The 16,582-nt window shown below is 61.2% G+C and carries 14 protein-coding genes; 11 read left to right on the top strand and 3 right to left on the bottom strand.

Annotated elements, in window-relative coordinates; translation table 11 throughout:
* Position 1: 1 nt before the first annotated feature.
* A complete protein-coding gene (locus RVY79_RS13615; protein ID WP_317464842.1) occupies positions 2 to 910 on the top strand; it encodes an NAD(P)-dependent oxidoreductase in 909 nt (302 codons plus the stop codon).
* 107 nt (positions 911 to 1,017) lie between these two features.
* On the opposite strand, the gene RVY79_RS13610 is transcribed toward RVY79_RS13615, so the two are convergent.
* Positions 1,018 to 1,986 carry a GntR family transcriptional regulator gene (locus RVY79_RS13610; RefSeq protein WP_317464840.1) on the bottom strand — a complete coding sequence of 323 codons (969 nt, stop codon included), beginning with the start codon at positions 1,984 to 1,986 and terminating at the stop codon, positions 1,018 to 1,020.
* A gap of 48 nt (positions 1,987 to 2,034) precedes the next feature.
* Entirely contained in the window at positions 2,035 to 3,564 is a 1,530-nt protein-coding gene (locus RVY79_RS13605) for an altronate dehydratase family protein (RefSeq protein ID WP_317464838.1), read from the bottom strand.
* A 374-nt stretch (positions 3,565 to 3,938) separates the two neighbouring features.
* On the opposite strand from RVY79_RS13605, the gene RVY79_RS13600 reads away from it, so the two are divergent.
* The 5 genes from RVY79_RS13600 to RVY79_RS13580 all read left to right on the top strand — a co-directional run bounded on the left by RVY79_RS13600 (position 3,939) and on the right by RVY79_RS13580 (position 9,848).
* On the top strand, positions 3,939 to 5,255 hold the full coding sequence (locus RVY79_RS13600; RefSeq protein ID WP_317464837.1) for an L-fuconate dehydratase: 1,317 nt from the start codon (positions 3,939 to 3,941) through the stop codon (positions 5,253 to 5,255).
* A gap of 205 nt (positions 5,256 to 5,460) precedes the next feature.
* Positions 5,461 to 6,531, top strand: a complete 1,071-nt coding sequence (locus RVY79_RS13595; RefSeq protein ID WP_317464836.1) for a TRAP transporter substrate-binding protein — start codon at positions 5,461 to 5,463, stop codon at positions 6,529 to 6,531.
* Between the two features lie 100 nt (positions 6,532 to 6,631).
* A complete protein-coding gene (locus RVY79_RS13590; protein ID WP_317464835.1) occupies positions 6,632 to 7,114 on the top strand; it encodes a TRAP transporter small permease in 483 nt (160 codons plus the stop codon).
* Positions 7,111 to 8,367 (top strand): TRAP transporter large permease, encoded by a 1,257-nt coding sequence (locus RVY79_RS13585; RefSeq protein ID WP_317464834.1) that lies wholly within the window; start codon positions 7,111 to 7,113, stop codon positions 8,365 to 8,367. The genes RVY79_RS13590 and RVY79_RS13585 overlap by 4 nt, the downstream gene beginning before the upstream one ends.
* Before the next feature lie 59 nt (positions 8,368 to 8,426).
* The gene (locus RVY79_RS13580) at positions 8,427 to 9,848 is read left to right on the top strand and encodes an FAD-binding oxidoreductase (RefSeq protein ID WP_317464832.1); all 1,422 of its coding nucleotides are present in this window, start codon (positions 8,427 to 8,429) and stop codon (positions 9,846 to 9,848) included.
* 30 nt (positions 9,849 to 9,878) lie between these two features.
* On the opposite strand, the gene RVY79_RS13575 is transcribed toward RVY79_RS13580, so the two are convergent.
* The gene (locus RVY79_RS13575) at positions 9,879 to 10,634 is read right to left on the bottom strand and encodes a FadR/GntR family transcriptional regulator (RefSeq protein ID WP_317464831.1); all 756 of its coding nucleotides are present in this window, start codon (positions 10,632 to 10,634) and stop codon (positions 9,879 to 9,881) included.
* Positions 10,635 to 10,795: 161 nt separating this feature from the next.
* Here RVY79_RS13575 and RVY79_RS13570 point away from each other — a divergent pair, with 161 nt between their 5' ends.
* The 5 genes from RVY79_RS13570 to RVY79_RS13550 all read left to right on the top strand — a co-directional run bounded on the left by RVY79_RS13570 (position 10,796) and on the right by RVY79_RS13550 (position 16,564).
* Positions 10,796 to 11,536, top strand: coding sequence for an SDR family oxidoreductase (locus tag RVY79_RS13570; RefSeq protein ID WP_317464830.1), 741 nt, complete (start codon positions 10,796 to 10,798; stop codon positions 11,534 to 11,536).
* Positions 11,537 to 11,682: 146 nt separating this feature from the next.
* Positions 11,683 to 12,525 (top strand): fumarylacetoacetate hydrolase family protein, encoded by an 843-nt coding sequence (locus RVY79_RS13565; RefSeq protein ID WP_317464829.1) that lies wholly within the window; start codon positions 11,683 to 11,685, stop codon positions 12,523 to 12,525.
* Between the two features lie 219 nt (positions 12,526 to 12,744).
* Complete coding sequence (locus RVY79_RS13560; RefSeq protein ID WP_317464828.1) at positions 12,745 to 13,794, top strand: zinc-binding alcohol dehydrogenase family protein; 1,050 nt, start codon at positions 12,745 to 12,747, stop codon at positions 13,792 to 13,794.
* Positions 13,791 to 15,431, top strand: a complete 1,641-nt coding sequence (locus RVY79_RS13555) for an altronate dehydratase family protein (protein WP_317464827.1) — start codon at positions 13,791 to 13,793, stop codon at positions 15,429 to 15,431. The genes RVY79_RS13560 and RVY79_RS13555 overlap by 4 nt, the downstream gene beginning before the upstream one ends.
* Positions 15,428 to 16,564 (top strand): mannitol dehydrogenase, encoded by a 1,137-nt coding sequence (locus tag RVY79_RS13550; RefSeq protein ID WP_317464826.1) that lies wholly within the window; start codon positions 15,428 to 15,430, stop codon positions 16,562 to 16,564. The genes RVY79_RS13555 and RVY79_RS13550 overlap by 4 nt, the downstream gene beginning before the upstream one ends.
* Positions 16,565 to 16,582 lie beyond the last annotated feature (18 nt).

The following is a 16,582-nucleotide window of genomic DNA, read 5'->3' as shown; positions in this document are numbered from 1 at the left end:
CATGAAACAAGGCAAGCACATGCATGACATCCATACTATCGGCGTCATCGGCACCGGCCTCATGGGCGCGCCGATGGCGCGTCGTCTCATCGAGGCGGGCTATCGAGTCCGCGCCTGGAACCGCACCCCCGACAAGACAGAGACACTGCGCGAGTACGGTATCGAAATCGCCCATTCGGCGAACGACACCGCCACCGACGCCGACCTCATCATGGTCATGCTCAGCTCGGGGCCGGTATGCGACGACATCTTGCTAGGCGACGACGGTGTCATCGCCCACATGGCGCCGAGTGCGATTCTGGTGGTGATGAGCTCGATCCCGGTCGAGACCGCCAGGGGCCAGGCCCAGGCCGCCGAGGCAGCGGGCGTCGGCTATCTGGATGCACCGGTGTCCGGTGGCGAACGCGGCGCCATCGATGGCACGCTGGCGATCATGGTCGGCGGCGAAGCCCCCACGTTTGATCTCGTCGAGGCTGTATTCGCCCCGCTCGGGCGCGCCGTTCATGTCGGTCCCGCCGGTAGCGGCCAACTCGCCAAGCTGGCCAATCAGACGATCGTCGCCAACACCATCGCTACCGTCGCCGAGGCGTTGCTGCTCGCCGAACGCGGCGGCGCCGACCCCGGCAAGGTGCGCGAGGCCTTGCTGGGCGGCTTCGCCGACTCGACGATCCTTAACGTCCACGGCAAACGCATGCTCGAGGAAGACTTCCGCCCCGGCGGGCCCGCCAAATGGCAGTGGAAGGATACGCAAACCGCTCAAGCGCTCGCGGATGAACTATCGCTTGAGCTTCCGGTATCGCGCCTGGTGGATGGTTTGTTCGGTGATCTGGTCGCGCACGGCGACGGCGAGCTGGACCACAGCGCCCTGATCCGCGAGCTGCGCCGACGCAACGGCGAACGCCCGAGCTGATCGGCACCGAGTCTTCACGCCGGGACAGGATGTCAAAAGTAGCGCCCAGGGACGGGTTTATAGCGCCCTTGCGAGAACCTGCTCCCGGCGTTTGTTTTGTCGCGCACTCAGGAAGACGCGACCTCGCGCAGGTAATCCGGCACGTCAATCGTACCGGCATCACGAAAATCAGCCAGACGCGCCTGCACTTGGGCTTCGGAGCGTGCCAGATGTTCTTCGAGGGCACGCCCCGCCGCTTCGCCGTGACGGTCACGCGCTTTTTCGAACACATGCCGGTGCTCGTCGAAGAACGGCGCCACACTGGGCAGCTCGATCGACGAGCCCAGCAGATGCTTGCTGATCAATAGAATCGGCCGTGTGCGCTGCAGCATGCTCATGATCTCGGCGTTGTTACCACGCATCAGGGCCTCGTGATGCAGGTCATTCTCGAGGGCATCGAGCAACGCGCTGGGCACCCGGGGATAATCGCGCGCGGCATCGTCCAGACGCATGAGATAACGCTGTATGTCCGCGTCGCTCAACCTCTCGGCGGCACGGGTCATCATGAACGGCTCCAATTGACGCCGCGCCTGGTAAAGATCATGCAGACGCGTATCGTCCAGCGGCACCACCGTCCAACTGCTGTACTTGACCTTCTCGACCACACCGATGCTCTGCAGATATAGCAGGATGCGGTGCGTCAGGGTCCGGCTCACCGACAGCGAACGCGCCAGTTGCAGTTCATTGAGCTCGAAACGGCCTTTCATCGAACACAGCACCACGTCACGCTCTACACCCTCAGCATGCGTGCGCCACGTATCCGTGCGCTCGATATGCGAGGCACGGAAATCGCTCTTGCCAAGCGAGCGGCGCACCACCTCGCCGGGCTGCGCGCCCACCTGGTAGCCGCGCCCCTCGAAGCGACTGATCAAGCCTTCCTCATGGAGACGCGCCAGGGTCTGGCGCACCGGGGAACGGCTCATCGCGAAATGCTCGGCGAGATGTCCTTCCAGCAGCACCAACCCCGACTCGAGGCGCCCGTCCTCGATGGCCTGGCGGACGACCCGATAAAGTTGATCCTTCAGCGCTCTGGCCATGCAGTTATCCTGTCTTCCTTGATGACGCTATCAGGCAAGTGTCGGGGTTCAGGTGATCGCGCCGACCATCCAGGGCACGAATTCATTGCTGCCATAGCCCAACGATTCGCTGGCACTGGCGTCGCCGGAGGCGATGGCGATGATCCGCTCGAAGATCGCCTCGCCCATTTCCTCCACCGACACCTCGCCATCGATGATGGCCCCGCAGTTGAGGTCCATGTCCTCACTCATGGTCTCATACATGTGGGTATTGGTGGCCAGCTTGAGACATGGGGCCGGCTTGAAGCCGGACACCGAGCCACGCCCAGTGGTGAAGCACACCACGGTCGCTCCCGAGGCGATCTGTCCGGTGACCGAGACCGGGTCATAACCGGGACTGTCCATGAAATTGAAGCCCCTCACCTTGAGCGGCTCGGCGTATTCGAGCACATCGTTGAGGCTCGATGCCCCACCCTTGGCCACCGCGCCCAGGGATTTTTCCAGAATCGTCGACAGGCCTCCGGCCTTGTTGCCCGGCGAGGGGTTGTTGTTGAGTTCCGCACCGTTGATCTCGGTGTAATGCTTCCACCAGGCAATGCGTGCCAGCAGCTTACGCGCGACGTCCACGTTTACCGCACGATCCAACAGCAGATGCTCGGCGCCGTAGATCTCCGGCGTTTCGCTCAAAATCGCACTCCCCCCGTGACGCACGATCAGATCGGCGGCATGCCCCAGCGCCGGGTTAGCGGTGATGCCGGAGTACCCATCCGAACCGCCACATTGCAGCGCCACACTCAAGTGGTGAAGCGGCGCGGGGCGGCGCTCATCGCGTCCATGCCTGCGCGCCATGTCCAGCACCTTGTCGCAGGCCATCTGAATGCTCGCACGCGTACCGCCGACCTGCTGAATATTGAAGTAAGCCAGACGCGCACCATCTTCCAGCCCCGACTTCTCGACCAGTTGCTTGACCTGGTTGGTCTCACAGCCCAGCCCGATGATCACTACATGTGCAAAGTTGGGATGCCGCGCATAGCCCGCTATGACGCGCTCGAGAAAGGCAAATCCCTCGGACTCGGTATTCATCGCGCAGCCCGAGCCATGGGTGATCGCGACGACACCATCGAAGCCCAAAGACGCGATCTCCCCCTCTGCATTGAGCCGTTCGGCGGCGACCTTGGCCACGGTCGCCGAGCAGTTCACGGTTGACAGAATGCCAATGTAATTACGCGTGCCAACCTGCCCATTGGGGCGGTGATAACCCATGAAGGTGCGTTCCGACTCGTTCACGGGCGTGCGCGGAAAAGGCTCGAAGCCCTCCAGCGCCGTATCGCGCTCGAGCATGGCAACGTTGTGAGTATGTACGTGTTCGCCGACGGCAATATCGCGGCTCGCCCGACCGATGATCTGGCCGTACTTGATGACGTTTTCGCCCTCGGCGAGCGATGTCAGTGCCACCTTGTGCCCGGCATCGATATTGTGACGCGCCACACATTCGTCGACGCCGAGCGGCAAACCTTCCGGAACGGCACGCGCGGCGACGCCCACGTTATCGGCCGCATTGAGCCTGATGACCGGCGGTGTCGTATTGATGAGCTGCATGATGGACCTCGATAACAAGGACACGCCTCGCCGCCACGGTGGGACGCATCGATTTCGGGACATTGGTTCTAAGCCCTGTCTGAAAAATTGGCGAGCGCAGGCATTTTTCAGGCAAAACGTAGGACTTACTGTCAGGCGCCGTTCAGGAAACGTCGATTAGACCAACGTCACAATATTGAATATTGCACACAATGTTCAATTAGTAGTCTAACCTACCGAAAGCCTCGTCGCGAGCACTCGTATCACGCGATAACCAGAAGAAATCAGCACAATAAAATTGCGATTGGCCTGTTATTGACGGTCGGCCTTAGCCTAAGCCTGACACACCAATGCGCGGTGTAGGCCGCGTTACCTCAGGTTCAGGACGGTAGCCAATGACGACAATCACCCATCTTCAAGCTCGGGACATCCGCTTTCCCACTTCACGTCAGCTCGACGGGTCGGACGCCATGAACGCGGCGCCGGATTATTCGGCCACTTACGTGACCCTGACCACCGACGCCGACGATGCCCATCAAGGCCATGGCCTGAGCTTCACCATCGGACGCGGCAACGACGTCTGCGTCAAGGGCGTCGAGGCGCTGGCCTCGCGCATTGTGGGGCGCGACCTCGAGGCGATCACCGCTGACATGGGCACCTTCTGGCGCGATCTCACCAGCGGCGATAGCCAACTGCGCTGGCTGGGGCCGGAAAAAGGCGTCATGCACATGGCCGGGGCGGCGATCGTCAACGCCGTATGGGATCTGTGGGCCAAGCGCGAAGGCAAGCCGGTCTGGAAGCTGCTGGCGGATATGTCCCCCGAGCAGCTGGTCCAGTGCCTGGACTTTCGTTTCGTCACCGATGCGCTGACGCCGCAGGAAGCCATCGCCTTGCTCAAGCGCAAGGAAGCCGGCAAAAGCGAGCGTGAGGCGCACATGCGCGCCGAAGGCTATCCCGGCTATACCACTTCCGCCGGCTGGCTGGGTTACTCCGAGGACAAGATGCGGCGCCTGGCACGCGAAGCGTTGGCCGAAGGCTGGACGCATTTCAAGCAGAAGGTCGGCGGCAACCTCGAGGAGGATCGTCAGCGCGCCCGCATACTGCGCGAGGAAATCGGCTGGGACCGCGAACTGATGATGGACGCCAACCAGATGTGGGACGTGGACGAAGCCATCGCCAACATGCGCGACCTGGCGGAATTCGACCCACTGTGGATCGAGGAGCCGACCAGTCCCGACGACATTCTCGGCCATGCCGAAATCCGTCGCCGGCTCGACCCCATGGGCGTCGCTACCGGCGAGCACTGCCATAACCGCGTTATGTTCAAGCAGCTATTGCAGGCCGACGCCATCGACTATTGCCAGATCGATGCCGCGCGGCTGGGCGGACTCAACGAAGTGATCCTGGTGCTGCTGATGGCCGCCAAGTTTGACGTGCCGGTCTGCCCGCACGGCGGTGGCGTGGGGCTGTGCGAGTACACCCAGCACATTTCGCTGTTCGACTATATCGCCGTCTCCGGCTCGCTGGACGGCCGCATCCTCGAATACGTCGACCACCTTCATGAACATTTCGTCGATCCGGTGCGCATCCAGGGAGGCCGTTATCAGGTCCCCGAAGCCCCCGGTTACAGCATCACCATGCATGAGGCCTCGCTCGAGCGTCATCGCTACCCCGAGGGAGAAGCCTGGCAAGAATCTGCCAACGAAAATTAATTGGCTATCTACGACTAACGAAGAAGTCTCAAAGAGGGCATCTAGGTGTATGTTCAACATTCAGATAATCAAGAGCAGACACGCCCTCTGTCGAGGACATCACGCGACCCGTCAGAAGGCAGTACTTTCTGGTGAAAAGCGCGATGATACCGGTGTCATTCGTGACACACATGCCAGCACTAACCATCAGTTTCAGGAGAAAAAGATGACAACAACCACAACGACGCGCTTTGTTTCGGTCGTCGGCGGCGCCTTTCTCGGCTTGACCGCTCTGAGTGCCTCTGCGGCGACCGAAATGCCCCCGCTGCCCGATGTCACGGGTGCCAAGGTTGAAGCTGACGGCAACTTCAAGATCAAGTTCAGCATCGGCACCACGGAATCCGGCGCGCAATATCGCGGTCTTCAGTACTTCGAGAAGATCGTCGAGCAACGCAGCGGCGGAAATATCCAGGTGGATCTCTTCCCCGGTGCTCAGTTGGGCGATGACCGCCAGGCGACCAGTGCACTGCAGGCAGGCACGCTGGAAATGACCATGCCCTCGACCTCACCGCTGGTGAACATGTTCCCGCAGTTCGCCGTTTTCGACCTGCCGTTCCTGTTCCCCAAACCGGAAATGGCGGATGCCGTGCTTGACGGCGAGATCGGCCAGCAGATGCTCGAAGATGCCTCATCTCAAGGCTTGGTTGCCATCGGCTGGGGCGAGAACGGTTATCGCCAGTTGACCAACAGCCAGCATCCCGTCGAAAAGCCGGCGGACCTCGAAGGCCTGAAGATCCGCACCATGGAGAACGAGCTCCACCTGGATATCTGGCGGACCCTGGGCGCCAACCCCACGCCGATGTCCTTCGCCGAGCTTTTCACGGCGCTTGAGCAAGGGGTCGTCGATGGTCAGGAAAACCCCTGGATCACCATCGAATCATCCAAGTTCAACGAGGTGCAGGACTACGCCACCGAAACCAACCACGTCTATACGCCGTTCATCACGCTGGTCTCCAAGCGCTTCTGGGACCGTCTGCCGGAAGATTATCAGCACCTCCTGCGCGACGCGGCCACCAAGATGGGCGACTACCAGCGCCACGTGAGCCGTACCCTTAACGATCAGATCAAGCAGGACCTGAAAGAGTCAGGCATGCAGATCACCGAGCTGAGCCCCGAGCAGGTCAAGGTCTTCCAGGACAAGCTGGAGCCGGTCTATGCAGATTGGCGCGACAAGATCGGCGGTGAGCTGATCGACGATATCCGCGCACAGGTACAGCAGGCACAAACGCAAGAATAAGCACCCCACGCCTCGGTACCACAACTCAGCAGGGAAGGTCGGCCACGCCCTTCCCTGCTTTAGGCCTCAACACGACAAGCACCCCCTCCCTGGAGGCTTCATGAAGTCACGTTCGGGTAACGCCTACTTGAACAAGCTGATAAGTGGGCTGGACATCATCATCGGGCTCCTCGTCATTGGCGTGGTCATCACTGTCTCGATGAACGTCTTCGGTCGCTTTCTATTCAGCTACTCGTTTGCTTGGGCAGCGGAAATCTCACGCCTGTTCTTCATTTGGATGGTTCTGCTCGGCGCGGGTATCGCCAGCCTGACCAACGAACACGTCGCCGTGACCCTGTTCAAGGACAAGGCGTCGCCCGCACTGCAGAAGATATTCGCCTTGGTCTCGGCGACGATCATCTACGCGGTCTGCATCAGCATTTTCATCGGTTTCGACGGCATCATTTCAGGCTATGTGGGGACGACCCCCTTCCTGGGCATTTCCAAGACCGTGCTCTATAGCGCGATGGTGGTCATGGCCGTCCTGACCCTCATCGGGAACACCCTGTTTCTCTACAAAGTCTTCAAGCGAGGTGCGGCATGATCCTTTGGAGCATTCTCTTGGGGCTGTTCGCCTGCATCGTGATCGGCATGCCGATCTCGTTTGGTTTGGCTGCGATCTGCCTGTTCATCTTCTTCATCGCCGACTACGGTCTGACCACGTTGGTCTCGCAGGCCGTCAACGGGCTTGATTCCTTCCCACTACTCGCCATTCCCTTGTTCATTCTTATCGGCGAGGTCATGAGCTCGGGCGGCATCGCCAAGCGCCTGGTACGCCTGGCAAGCGCCCTGGTGGGCTTCGTCGCCGGCGGCCTGGGTCAGGTAACCGTACTGACCTCGATGTTCTTCGGCGGCATCAGCGGCTCCGCCGTAGCGGACGCCTCCGCGGTGGGCAGCATGATGATCAACCCGATGAAGGAGCACGGCTATTCAGGGCCACGCGCCACTGCCATCGTCGTCGCCGCCTCAGTGGTAGGCATCATCATTCCGCCATCGATTCCGATGATTCTCTTCGGCGTCGTGACCGGCACCTCGATTTCAGAACTGTTCATGGCCGGCATCGTACCGGGTGTTCTGATCACCCTGGGTCTCGCCCTGGCGACGTACTTCCAGTCCAAGAAGACCGGCGCCGCACAGCCGTTCGACTTTCAGGAACTGGTCGCCGCCCTCAAGGACTCGGTGCTTGCGTTGCTGCTGCCAGTCATCATCGTCGGCGGGATCTTGAGCGGTGTCTTCACGCCGACCGAAAGCGCCGCAGTCGCCCTGCTGTACGCCCTGGCGGTATCGATGTTCGTGTATCGCAGTCTCACCTTGAAGAGCTTCTTCTCCTTGTGTGTGACCACTGGCCGCTTGACCGGTGTTGTCTTGCTATTGTTGGCGTTTGCCAGCGTCCTGGCGTGGCTTCTGACCGCCAATCTGATCCCGCAGCAGATCGTCGTCATGCTCTCGGAACTGTCCCAGAACAAGTACGTCATCCTGGGCATCCTGGCGCTGTTCCTGCTGGTCGTAGGCTTCTTCATGGATCTCACGCCGGCGATGGTCATTCTGGCGCCGCTGATGACACCCGTCGTCGTCAAGCTCGGCATCGACCCGGTCTACTTCGGCGTCATGATGTCGTTCATCCTCGGCATCGGCCTGATCACGCCCCCCGTGGGCACCGTGCTCTATGTCGGCTGTGGGGTTGGCAAGGTCAAGCTCGAAGAACTGGTCAAGAGCCTGATGCCCTACTACTTCACGCTGATCGCTTTGCTCATTGCGTTCCTGGCCTTCCCCGGCCTGGTGCTTTGGTATAAGTAGCGTTCTGGTACAAGTAGTGTTCTGGTACAAGTGATATGACAGTGGAGCAAGAGATCACAATGCCCATCGACACGGCAGAACTGCATCGCTTTCTCAGCGACTTGCTGGGTAGCAGCGGGGTCATCGACGACCCCGCGGAGTTTGCTCGCTATACCACCGACTGGGCCGGCGACAAAGGTGGCGATCCCTGGATGATCGCCCGTCCCGCCACCCCCGAACAGGTCGCCGACATCGTCGCGTTCTGTCATCGTCATCAGATTCCCATGGTGGCGCAGGGAGGCCATTCAGGCCTCGTCGGCGGCGCGCAACCCGATCCCGAACGCGGCGAACTAATGATCAGCCTCGAGCGGCTGAACCGGATTCGCCATCTCGACCCCATCAATTTCAGCATGAGCGTGGATAGCGGCTGCATCCTGCAGAACATCAAGGACGCCGCCGAAGAGGCGGATTGCTACTTCCCGCTCGCCCTCGGCGCACAAGGGAGCTGCCAGATAGGCGGCAACGTCTCCACCAACGCTGGTGGGCTCAACGTGTTGCGCTACGGCATGATGCGCCAGCTGGTGCTTGGGCTCGAGGTCGTGCTGCCCGACGGTCGCCTGTGGAACGGCATGCACGCGTTGCACAAGGACAACCGCGGATATGATCTGAAGCAGTTGTTCATCGGTGCCGAAGGCACGCTGGGCATCGTCACCGGCGCCGTACTCAAGCTCGCCCCGCGTCCGCAGACCAGCCGCACCGCACTGATCGCCGTGCCCGATATCGCGTCGGCGTTGGCGCTTTACGCCCAGGCACGGCGCAGCTGTTGCGACCTGCTCTCGGCATTCGAGTTGATTCCTCGCGTGTGCATGGAATTGGCATTCGAAGCGGCGCCGGACCTCCCCGACCCGCTCGACGAAGCGCACCCGGTCTACGTCTTGATGGAAGTCTCGGCCAGCGGCCCGGCAGATCTCGACACGATGATCGAGCATCTCTTCGAGACGGGCTCGGAGCAAGGAAGTGTGCTGGATGGCGTACTCGCCAGCAGCGAAACGCAGGCAGCTCAGCTATGGCAGATTCGTGAAAGCATGCTGGAAGGTCAGCAGATGCGTGGCGAACACCTGCGCACCGATATCTCTCTGCCCATTTCGTCGTTGACGGCGTTCTGTGACGCTGCCAATCAGGCCATGGCCGAGCACTCGCCGGAGACGCAGGTCATCGCCTACGGCCACATCGGCGACGGCAACCTGCACTTCAACCTTCTACCGCCCGCGAATCTCGACCTCGAGGCCAAGAAGGTCCTGTTGCATGAACTGGAAGAAGTCTTGTTCGACCTCGTCGGCGCCCACCATGGCAGCATCAGCGCCGAGCACGGCATCGGACGCGTCAAGCAAGCGGCTTTCCTGGCGGATCTGGGCGAGACCGAATACACCCTCCTGAAAGGGCTCAAGCACCTCTTCGACCCGGAAGGACTGATGGCCGCCGGCCGCATCCTGCCGCGTTGATCTTAGGTGTCCATCCGGGAAAGATGACAGCTACTCTGCGAAAAATACGCGCAGCACATGATCGAGGTGGACTTCCATGGCCTGCCTTGCCGCTGCGGGGTCGCGCGCCTCGATCGCCGCCACCAGGCGCTCGTGGTCTTCCTGCGAGCGCTGCGGCATGCCGGTCTCCATGAACAGCTCCTGCAAGCGCCGGAACATGACCCCGTACTGGTGACCCAGCAGATGCTTGATCAATAGCGCATAAGCCGCATTGCCCGAAGCCTCGGCGATGCGAATGTGCAAAAGCCGGTCTCCCGCCAAATTGCCACCGCCATGATTGTTATCGTAGATGTTGCGCGTCAATGCCGCGCGAATAGCCGTCAGGTCTTCGTCACTGGCGTTCATCGCCGCTAACGCCGCATTCTCGGGCTCCAGATAACGTCGCGCTTGCAAGAGGGAAAACGGGGGGATTTCTTCGTCGAGATTGAGCTCGATCTCACTGGCGAACTCAGGGTCGAGCGCCCATGGCTCCTTGCGCGCTGCGGCTTGCATCACCGACCCCGGCGGCATGGCATCGATTTCCTTTACCAATACCCCGTGCCCCACGCGTACCTCGACGATGCCCACAACTTCCAGAGCAATCAGCGCCTCACGCACCGACGCGCGGCTGACACCTAATTGCTGTGCCAGATCCCGTTCGGGCGGTAATAGTGACCCCGGGGGGAACTCACCATCACGAATCAGTTGTTGCAACTGATCGGCGATCTGCCGGTACAGGCGTTGTGAGCGAATGGTTTGAATCGGCATCGCATCGTCTCTCCGCACCGCGTTGCGACTAAAGTTGATGGCAATTGACTTGCCGCCGAGACCTAGCCCAGTAGATGATGGCCTAATCATTGGTCAGGCCTCTGGATCTTCGAATGGCTGGCCGCGTCATGTTCCCACGTTCAGCAGGGATTCGCCACACCATGAAACTTCAAAACAAGACCGCACTGGTTACCGCTGCTGGCCAAGGCATCGGTCGCGCCACGGTGGAGCGCTTCCTCGCGGAAGGCGCCAACGTCATCGCCACCGATATCGATATCGGTCTTCTCGACGATCTCGAAGGCGCCCAAGTGTATCGGTTGGATGTCACGCAACGCACTGAAATCGACACCCTGGCAAGAGAACTGGGCGAACTCGACATTCTATTCAACTGTGCCGGCATGGTCCCTGGCGGCTCGATACTGGAATGCGACGACACCACCTGGGAGCGCAGCTTCGGCCTCAACGTGACCGCCATGTTCCATATGATCCAGGCCTTCCTTCCCGGCATGCTCAATCGAGGCGGCGGCAGTATCGTCAACATGGCTTCGCTGGCATCCAGCATCAAAGGCATCCCCAACCGCTTTGCCTACGGCACCACCAAAGCCGCCGTCATCGGCTTGACCAAGTCGGTCGCGGCCGACTACATGACGCAAGGCATCCGCTGCAATGCTATCTGCCCCGGCACCGTCGAGTCGCCCTCGTTGCATCAGCGCATCGAGGCCCAGGCCCAGCAACAGGGCCGCGATAAAGCGGCGGTCTTTCAGGATTTCATCGACCGCCAACCGATGGGCCGGCTCGGGCGACCGGAAGAAATCGCCGCGCTGGCGACTTTTCTCGCCTCGGACGAAGCAGCGTTCATTACCGGCACCGCGCAGTTAATCGACGGCGGCTGGGCCAACTGACCACGGCGCTATCGTTTACAGCGCCCCGAAACCGGCGCAACGCTCGTAGCTCGTAGCTCGTAGCTCGTAGCTCGTAGCTCGTAGCTCGTAGCTCGTAGCTGACCATAAGACTCAACTCACTCACGTGATACGTAAGAGGAAATCGCATGAAACTGCTACGTTTCGGCCCCCAGGGCCAGGAAAAGCCCGGCTTGCTGGATGCCAACGGCAAAATTCGCGATCTTTCGTCGCTCATCAAGGATGTCGCCGGCGAGTCGCTTTCCGATGCTGCCCTGGCCCACATCGCACAAGCCGATCCCGAAAGTCTGCCGGAGGTACCCGAGGGCACTCGTCTGGGGCCCTGCGTGGGCCAGGTCGGCAAGTTCATCTGCATCGGTCTCAACTATTCCGACCACGCCGCCGAAACCGGCGCCGAGGTGCCGCCGGAACCTGTGGTCTTCAACAAATGGACCAGTGCCATTTGCGGCCCGAACGATGACGTGGAAATCCCCCGCGACTCTCAGAAGACGGACTGGGAAGTCGAGCTCGGCGTGATCATCGGCAAGCCTGGACGCTATATCGACGAGGCCGACGCCATGGATCATGTCGCCGGCTACTGCGTGGTCAACGATGTCTCAGAGCGGGAATTCCAGCTCGAGCGCAGCGGTAGCTGGGATAAAGGCAAGGGCTGCGACACTTTTGGCCCGCTCGGCCCATGGCTAGTCACCCGCGACGAGATCGCCGACCCACAGGCACTCGACATGTGGCTGGAAGTCGACGGCAAGCGCTACCAGGACGGCAACAGCCGCACCATGGTTTACCAGATCCCCTATCTGGTGGCGTATCTTAGCCGCTTCATGAGCCTGCAGCCCGGCGATGTCATCTCTACCGGCACACCCCCAGGCGTGGGCGCCGGCCAGAAACCCCAGGTCTTCCTCAAGTCCGGTCAGACCATGCGTCTGGGCATCGCAGGTCTCGGCGAACAGTGCCAACGTACCAAGCAGGCTTGATCCGGCCAGAGACCGCCCATGCGGCGGTCTCGGCTTTCATGACGTGGTGTTAGACCAAAGACGACCACGACTTATGTCTAGACCTCGTTACCACTAAAACGCTTGAAGTCAGGTCCATCGCTTGGGCATCTTGTTAGCCAATTGGCCTGACCTCTAGATCAAAATACCGCTGAGCAACTGGCCTGACCATCTTGCCTGGCAATGCGCGAAGGAAGTCATATGCACACGATCGTCTGCACACAGCCTCACGACATGGAATTGCGCGACGTGCCCGATCCGCAATGTGCGCCGGGCGAGGCCATGCTCAAGATCCGTCGCGTGGGTATTTGCGGTACCGACATTCATGCCTACGGCGGAAATCAGCCCTATTTCACCTATCCCCGCGTATTGGGCCATGAGCTTTCCGGCGACATCGTCGGCGTCGGGGAAGACGTCGATGACGCGCTCGTCGGCCACAGCGCTTATGTCATTCCTTATCTACATTGCGGCAAATGTCGCGCTTGCCGGCAGGGACAAACCAACTGCTGCCAGCACATGCAGGTCATCGGCGTGCATCGCGATGGCGGCATGGCGGAGTATCTCAGTGTCCCCGTCGCGCACCTGGTTACCTCGAGCACCCTCGACGCTGAGCAACTGGCGTTGGTCGAGTGTCTGTCCATCGGCGCGCATGCCGTGCGTCGTAGCGGTACCGAGTCCGATGAGCTCGTCGTCGTGGTGGGCGCGGGACCGATCGGCATCGGTATCGTGCAAATCGCTCAGAGCCGTGGAGCCCGGGTGCTGGTGGTCGATACCAACCGCGAGCGCTTGGCCTTCTGTCGCGACACGTTAGGCGCGGATGGCGTGCTGCATGCGCTGGATGACGACGTGGAAGCAGCCATCGAGCGCCACAATGACGGCGCCCTGGCCGATGTCGTGTTCGACGCCACAGGCAACCCCAAGGCCATGAATCGAGGCTTCGACTTTGCAGGCCATGGCGGGCGCTACGTGCTGGTGAGCGTGGTCAAGGCCGACATCACCTTCAACGATCCCGACTTCCACAAGCGGGAGCTCAGCCTGTTGGGCAGCCGCAATGCCACGCGTGAAGACTTCGAGACGGTGGCCCGCCTGATGGAAGAAGGCCGTCTGCAATCAACGGCGATGATCACTCATCGCGGCCATTATGCCGACCTCCCCTCGTTGATGCCGCAGTGGTGCGACCCGGCAACTGGTGTCATCAAGGCAATGGTCACGTTCGATGACGCCACCACGCAGGGAGGCCAACCGGCATGACCCAGACCATCGCCTCCGACCAGCTTCAGCAGCCCAGCCTGCGTGTCCATGCCCACGACAACGTGCGTGTGGCACTGCGCGACCTGCCCGAAGGCTTGGAGATCGACGACAATGGCCATCGACTGCAGCTTTCCGAAGCCGTACAGCACAAGCACAAATTCACATTGCACGCCATGCAACCCGATGAACTCATCGTGATGTATGGCGTAACCGTGGGGCGCGTTATCCAGCCCATCGCCGCGGGCGCCGCCATCACAACATCCAACGTCGAGCATTCCACCGCCAATGCCAAGCCGCAAGGGCACCGCGAACATTGGGATGCCCCCGATGTCAGTGCCTTCACCGGAAAAACCTTCGATGGCTATCACCGCCCCGACGGCCGCGTGGGCACCGCCAACCATTGGTTGGTCATCCCCCTGGTATTCTGCGAGAACCGCAACATCGAGGTACTGCGCCAGTGCGTCGAAGACGCCATCGGCGACGACCCCTACCGGGATTACAAGCACATGGCACGCCGCATGCTGCACGGTGAAGCGCAGGCAACTCCGGCCCCGAGACCCGATGCATCGCTGTTTCCCAACGTCGACGGCGTGCGCTTTCTGACGCACACGCTGGGCTGCGGCGGCACCGACGATGACGCCCAGGCGCTTTGCCAATTGCTCGCCGGCTACATCTGCCACCCCAACGTGGCCGGCGCCACGGTCCTCAGTCTCGGGTGCCAGAAGGCCCAGATCGAGATGCTCAAATCGGCAGTGGCCAAGCGCGACCCCGAGGGGCTGCGCCCGGTCCACTATTTCGAGCAGCAGGCCACCGACACGGAACCCGAACTGATCCGCCAGTCACTAGGCAGCATCTTCGAAGGTCTCAAGGCCGCCAACACCGTCGAACGGCGTCCTGCGCCACTTTCAGAACTCACCATCGGCGTCGAATGCGGCGGCTCGGACGGATTCTCCGGGCTCTCGGCCAACCCCTTGGTGGGCGCCGTCATCGATCGGCTGGCGGCCTTGGGCGGCAGCGGCATCTTAAGCGAGTTCCCCGAACTATGCGGCGTCGAGCATGAGTTGCTGGCGCGCTGCCACGACGACACCACAGCCTCGCGTTTCCAGCAGCTCATGGAAGCCTACCAGCGGCACGCCGCCTCGGTGGGCGCGCACTTCTCGATGAACCCCTCGCCCGGCAACATTCGCGATGGCCTGATCACCGATGCCATGAAGTCTGCCGGCGCGGCCAAGAAAGGCGGCGATAGTCCCATCGTCGACGTGCTTGATTACACCGAGCCCCAGGTACGCAAGGGCCTCAACCTGCTCTGCTCACCGGGCAATGATGTCGAATCCACAACAGCCCTCGTCGGTTCCGGCGCCAACCTGGTGATGTTCACTACCGGGCTCGGCACGCCCACCGGCAATCCCATCGCGCCTGTCTTGAAGCTAGCCAGCAACAGCGAGCTCGCGCGGCGCATGCACGATGTCATCGACTTCGACGCCGGCCCCATCATTCGCGGCGAGGCGGAAATCGCCGAGCTCGCCGATGAACTCCTGCACCTGTGCATCGATACCGCCTCGGGGCGCTATCGCACCAAAGCCATGCGCCTATCGCAGCTCGATTTCATCCCCTGGAAACGTGGAGTCTCTCTGTGACAGCAACAACGCTCGCCGACGCCGGTATCGTGCAATTCGGCACCAGCCGCTTCTTGCTGGGGCATGTCGCAGCGTTCGTACATGCTTCCCGAGAAGCCGGCTACACGCGCGACAGGGTCCTCGTGGTACAAACCTCTCCGCGTGAGGCCGGCAAGCAAAAGGCGCGCGATCTCGATACGCACCGGCATTACCCACTGGTGATTCGCGGCCGACGCGACGGCCGCGACATCGACACCCGCGAGACAGTCACCAGCGTCGCCGGCTGTCTGATCGCCGACGAGCAGTGGGCCGCACTGCAGCGGCACTTCGTCGAGCATGCCCGCTTCGTGGTTTCCAATACCGGAGACAGTGGTTATCAAATCGACGATGACAGTGCACTCACAGACGTGCCGCAAAGTTTCCCGGCCAAGCTCACCAAGCTGCTGCACGCCCGCTACAAAGCGGGGCGCGATGGCCTCACCGTGCTGCCCTGCGAGCTGGTCAGCCGTAATGGTGAACAACTCAAGACCCTGGTGCTGGACCTGGCTCATCGCGACTACACGGATACCGACTTCAACGATTGGCTTGCAACACGCTGCCTATGGGCGAACACCCTCGTCGACCGCATCGTTTCGGCGGCGTTGGAGCCGGTCGGAGCCGTTGCCGAACCCTACGCGCTCTGGGCCATTGAAGATCAGCCCGGGCTCGAACTGCCCTGCCGACACCCAGACGTGCAGTGCGTCACATCCCTGGCGCCCTACGAAATGCGCAAGCTGCATATCCTCAACCTGGCGCACACTTATCTCGTCCACCGTTGGCAACGCGAGCCACACTCAGGCATTCGCTTCGTACGAGAAGCCATGGAAGCACCGGAATGGGCGGCTGACCTTCGCCGGGTACTCGACGACGAAGTGTTGCCCACCTTGGCGGAACACCTCGAGCGTGCCGAACTTGAGGCCTATCGCGACGCGACGCTCGAGCGTTTCACCAACCCTTATCTCGATCACGCCCTGCAGGACATCGCCCAGCACCACGCCATGAAGTGCCAGCGACGCCTGCAACCCGTGGTCGAATCGGCGCGCCGACGAGGCATCGCCACACCGCGACTCGATGACGCCATATCGAGCGCACAATCCACGACGCATTCCCGGTAACCCGACCGCACGATCGAC

The sequence above is a fragment of the Chromohalobacter sp. HP20-39 genome (assembly GCF_033052815.1).
In the GTDB taxonomy this organism is placed as follows: Bacteria; Pseudomonadota; Gammaproteobacteria; order Pseudomonadales; family Halomonadaceae; genus Chromohalobacter.
This window is presented reverse-complemented; position numbering and strand designations above follow the sequence as displayed.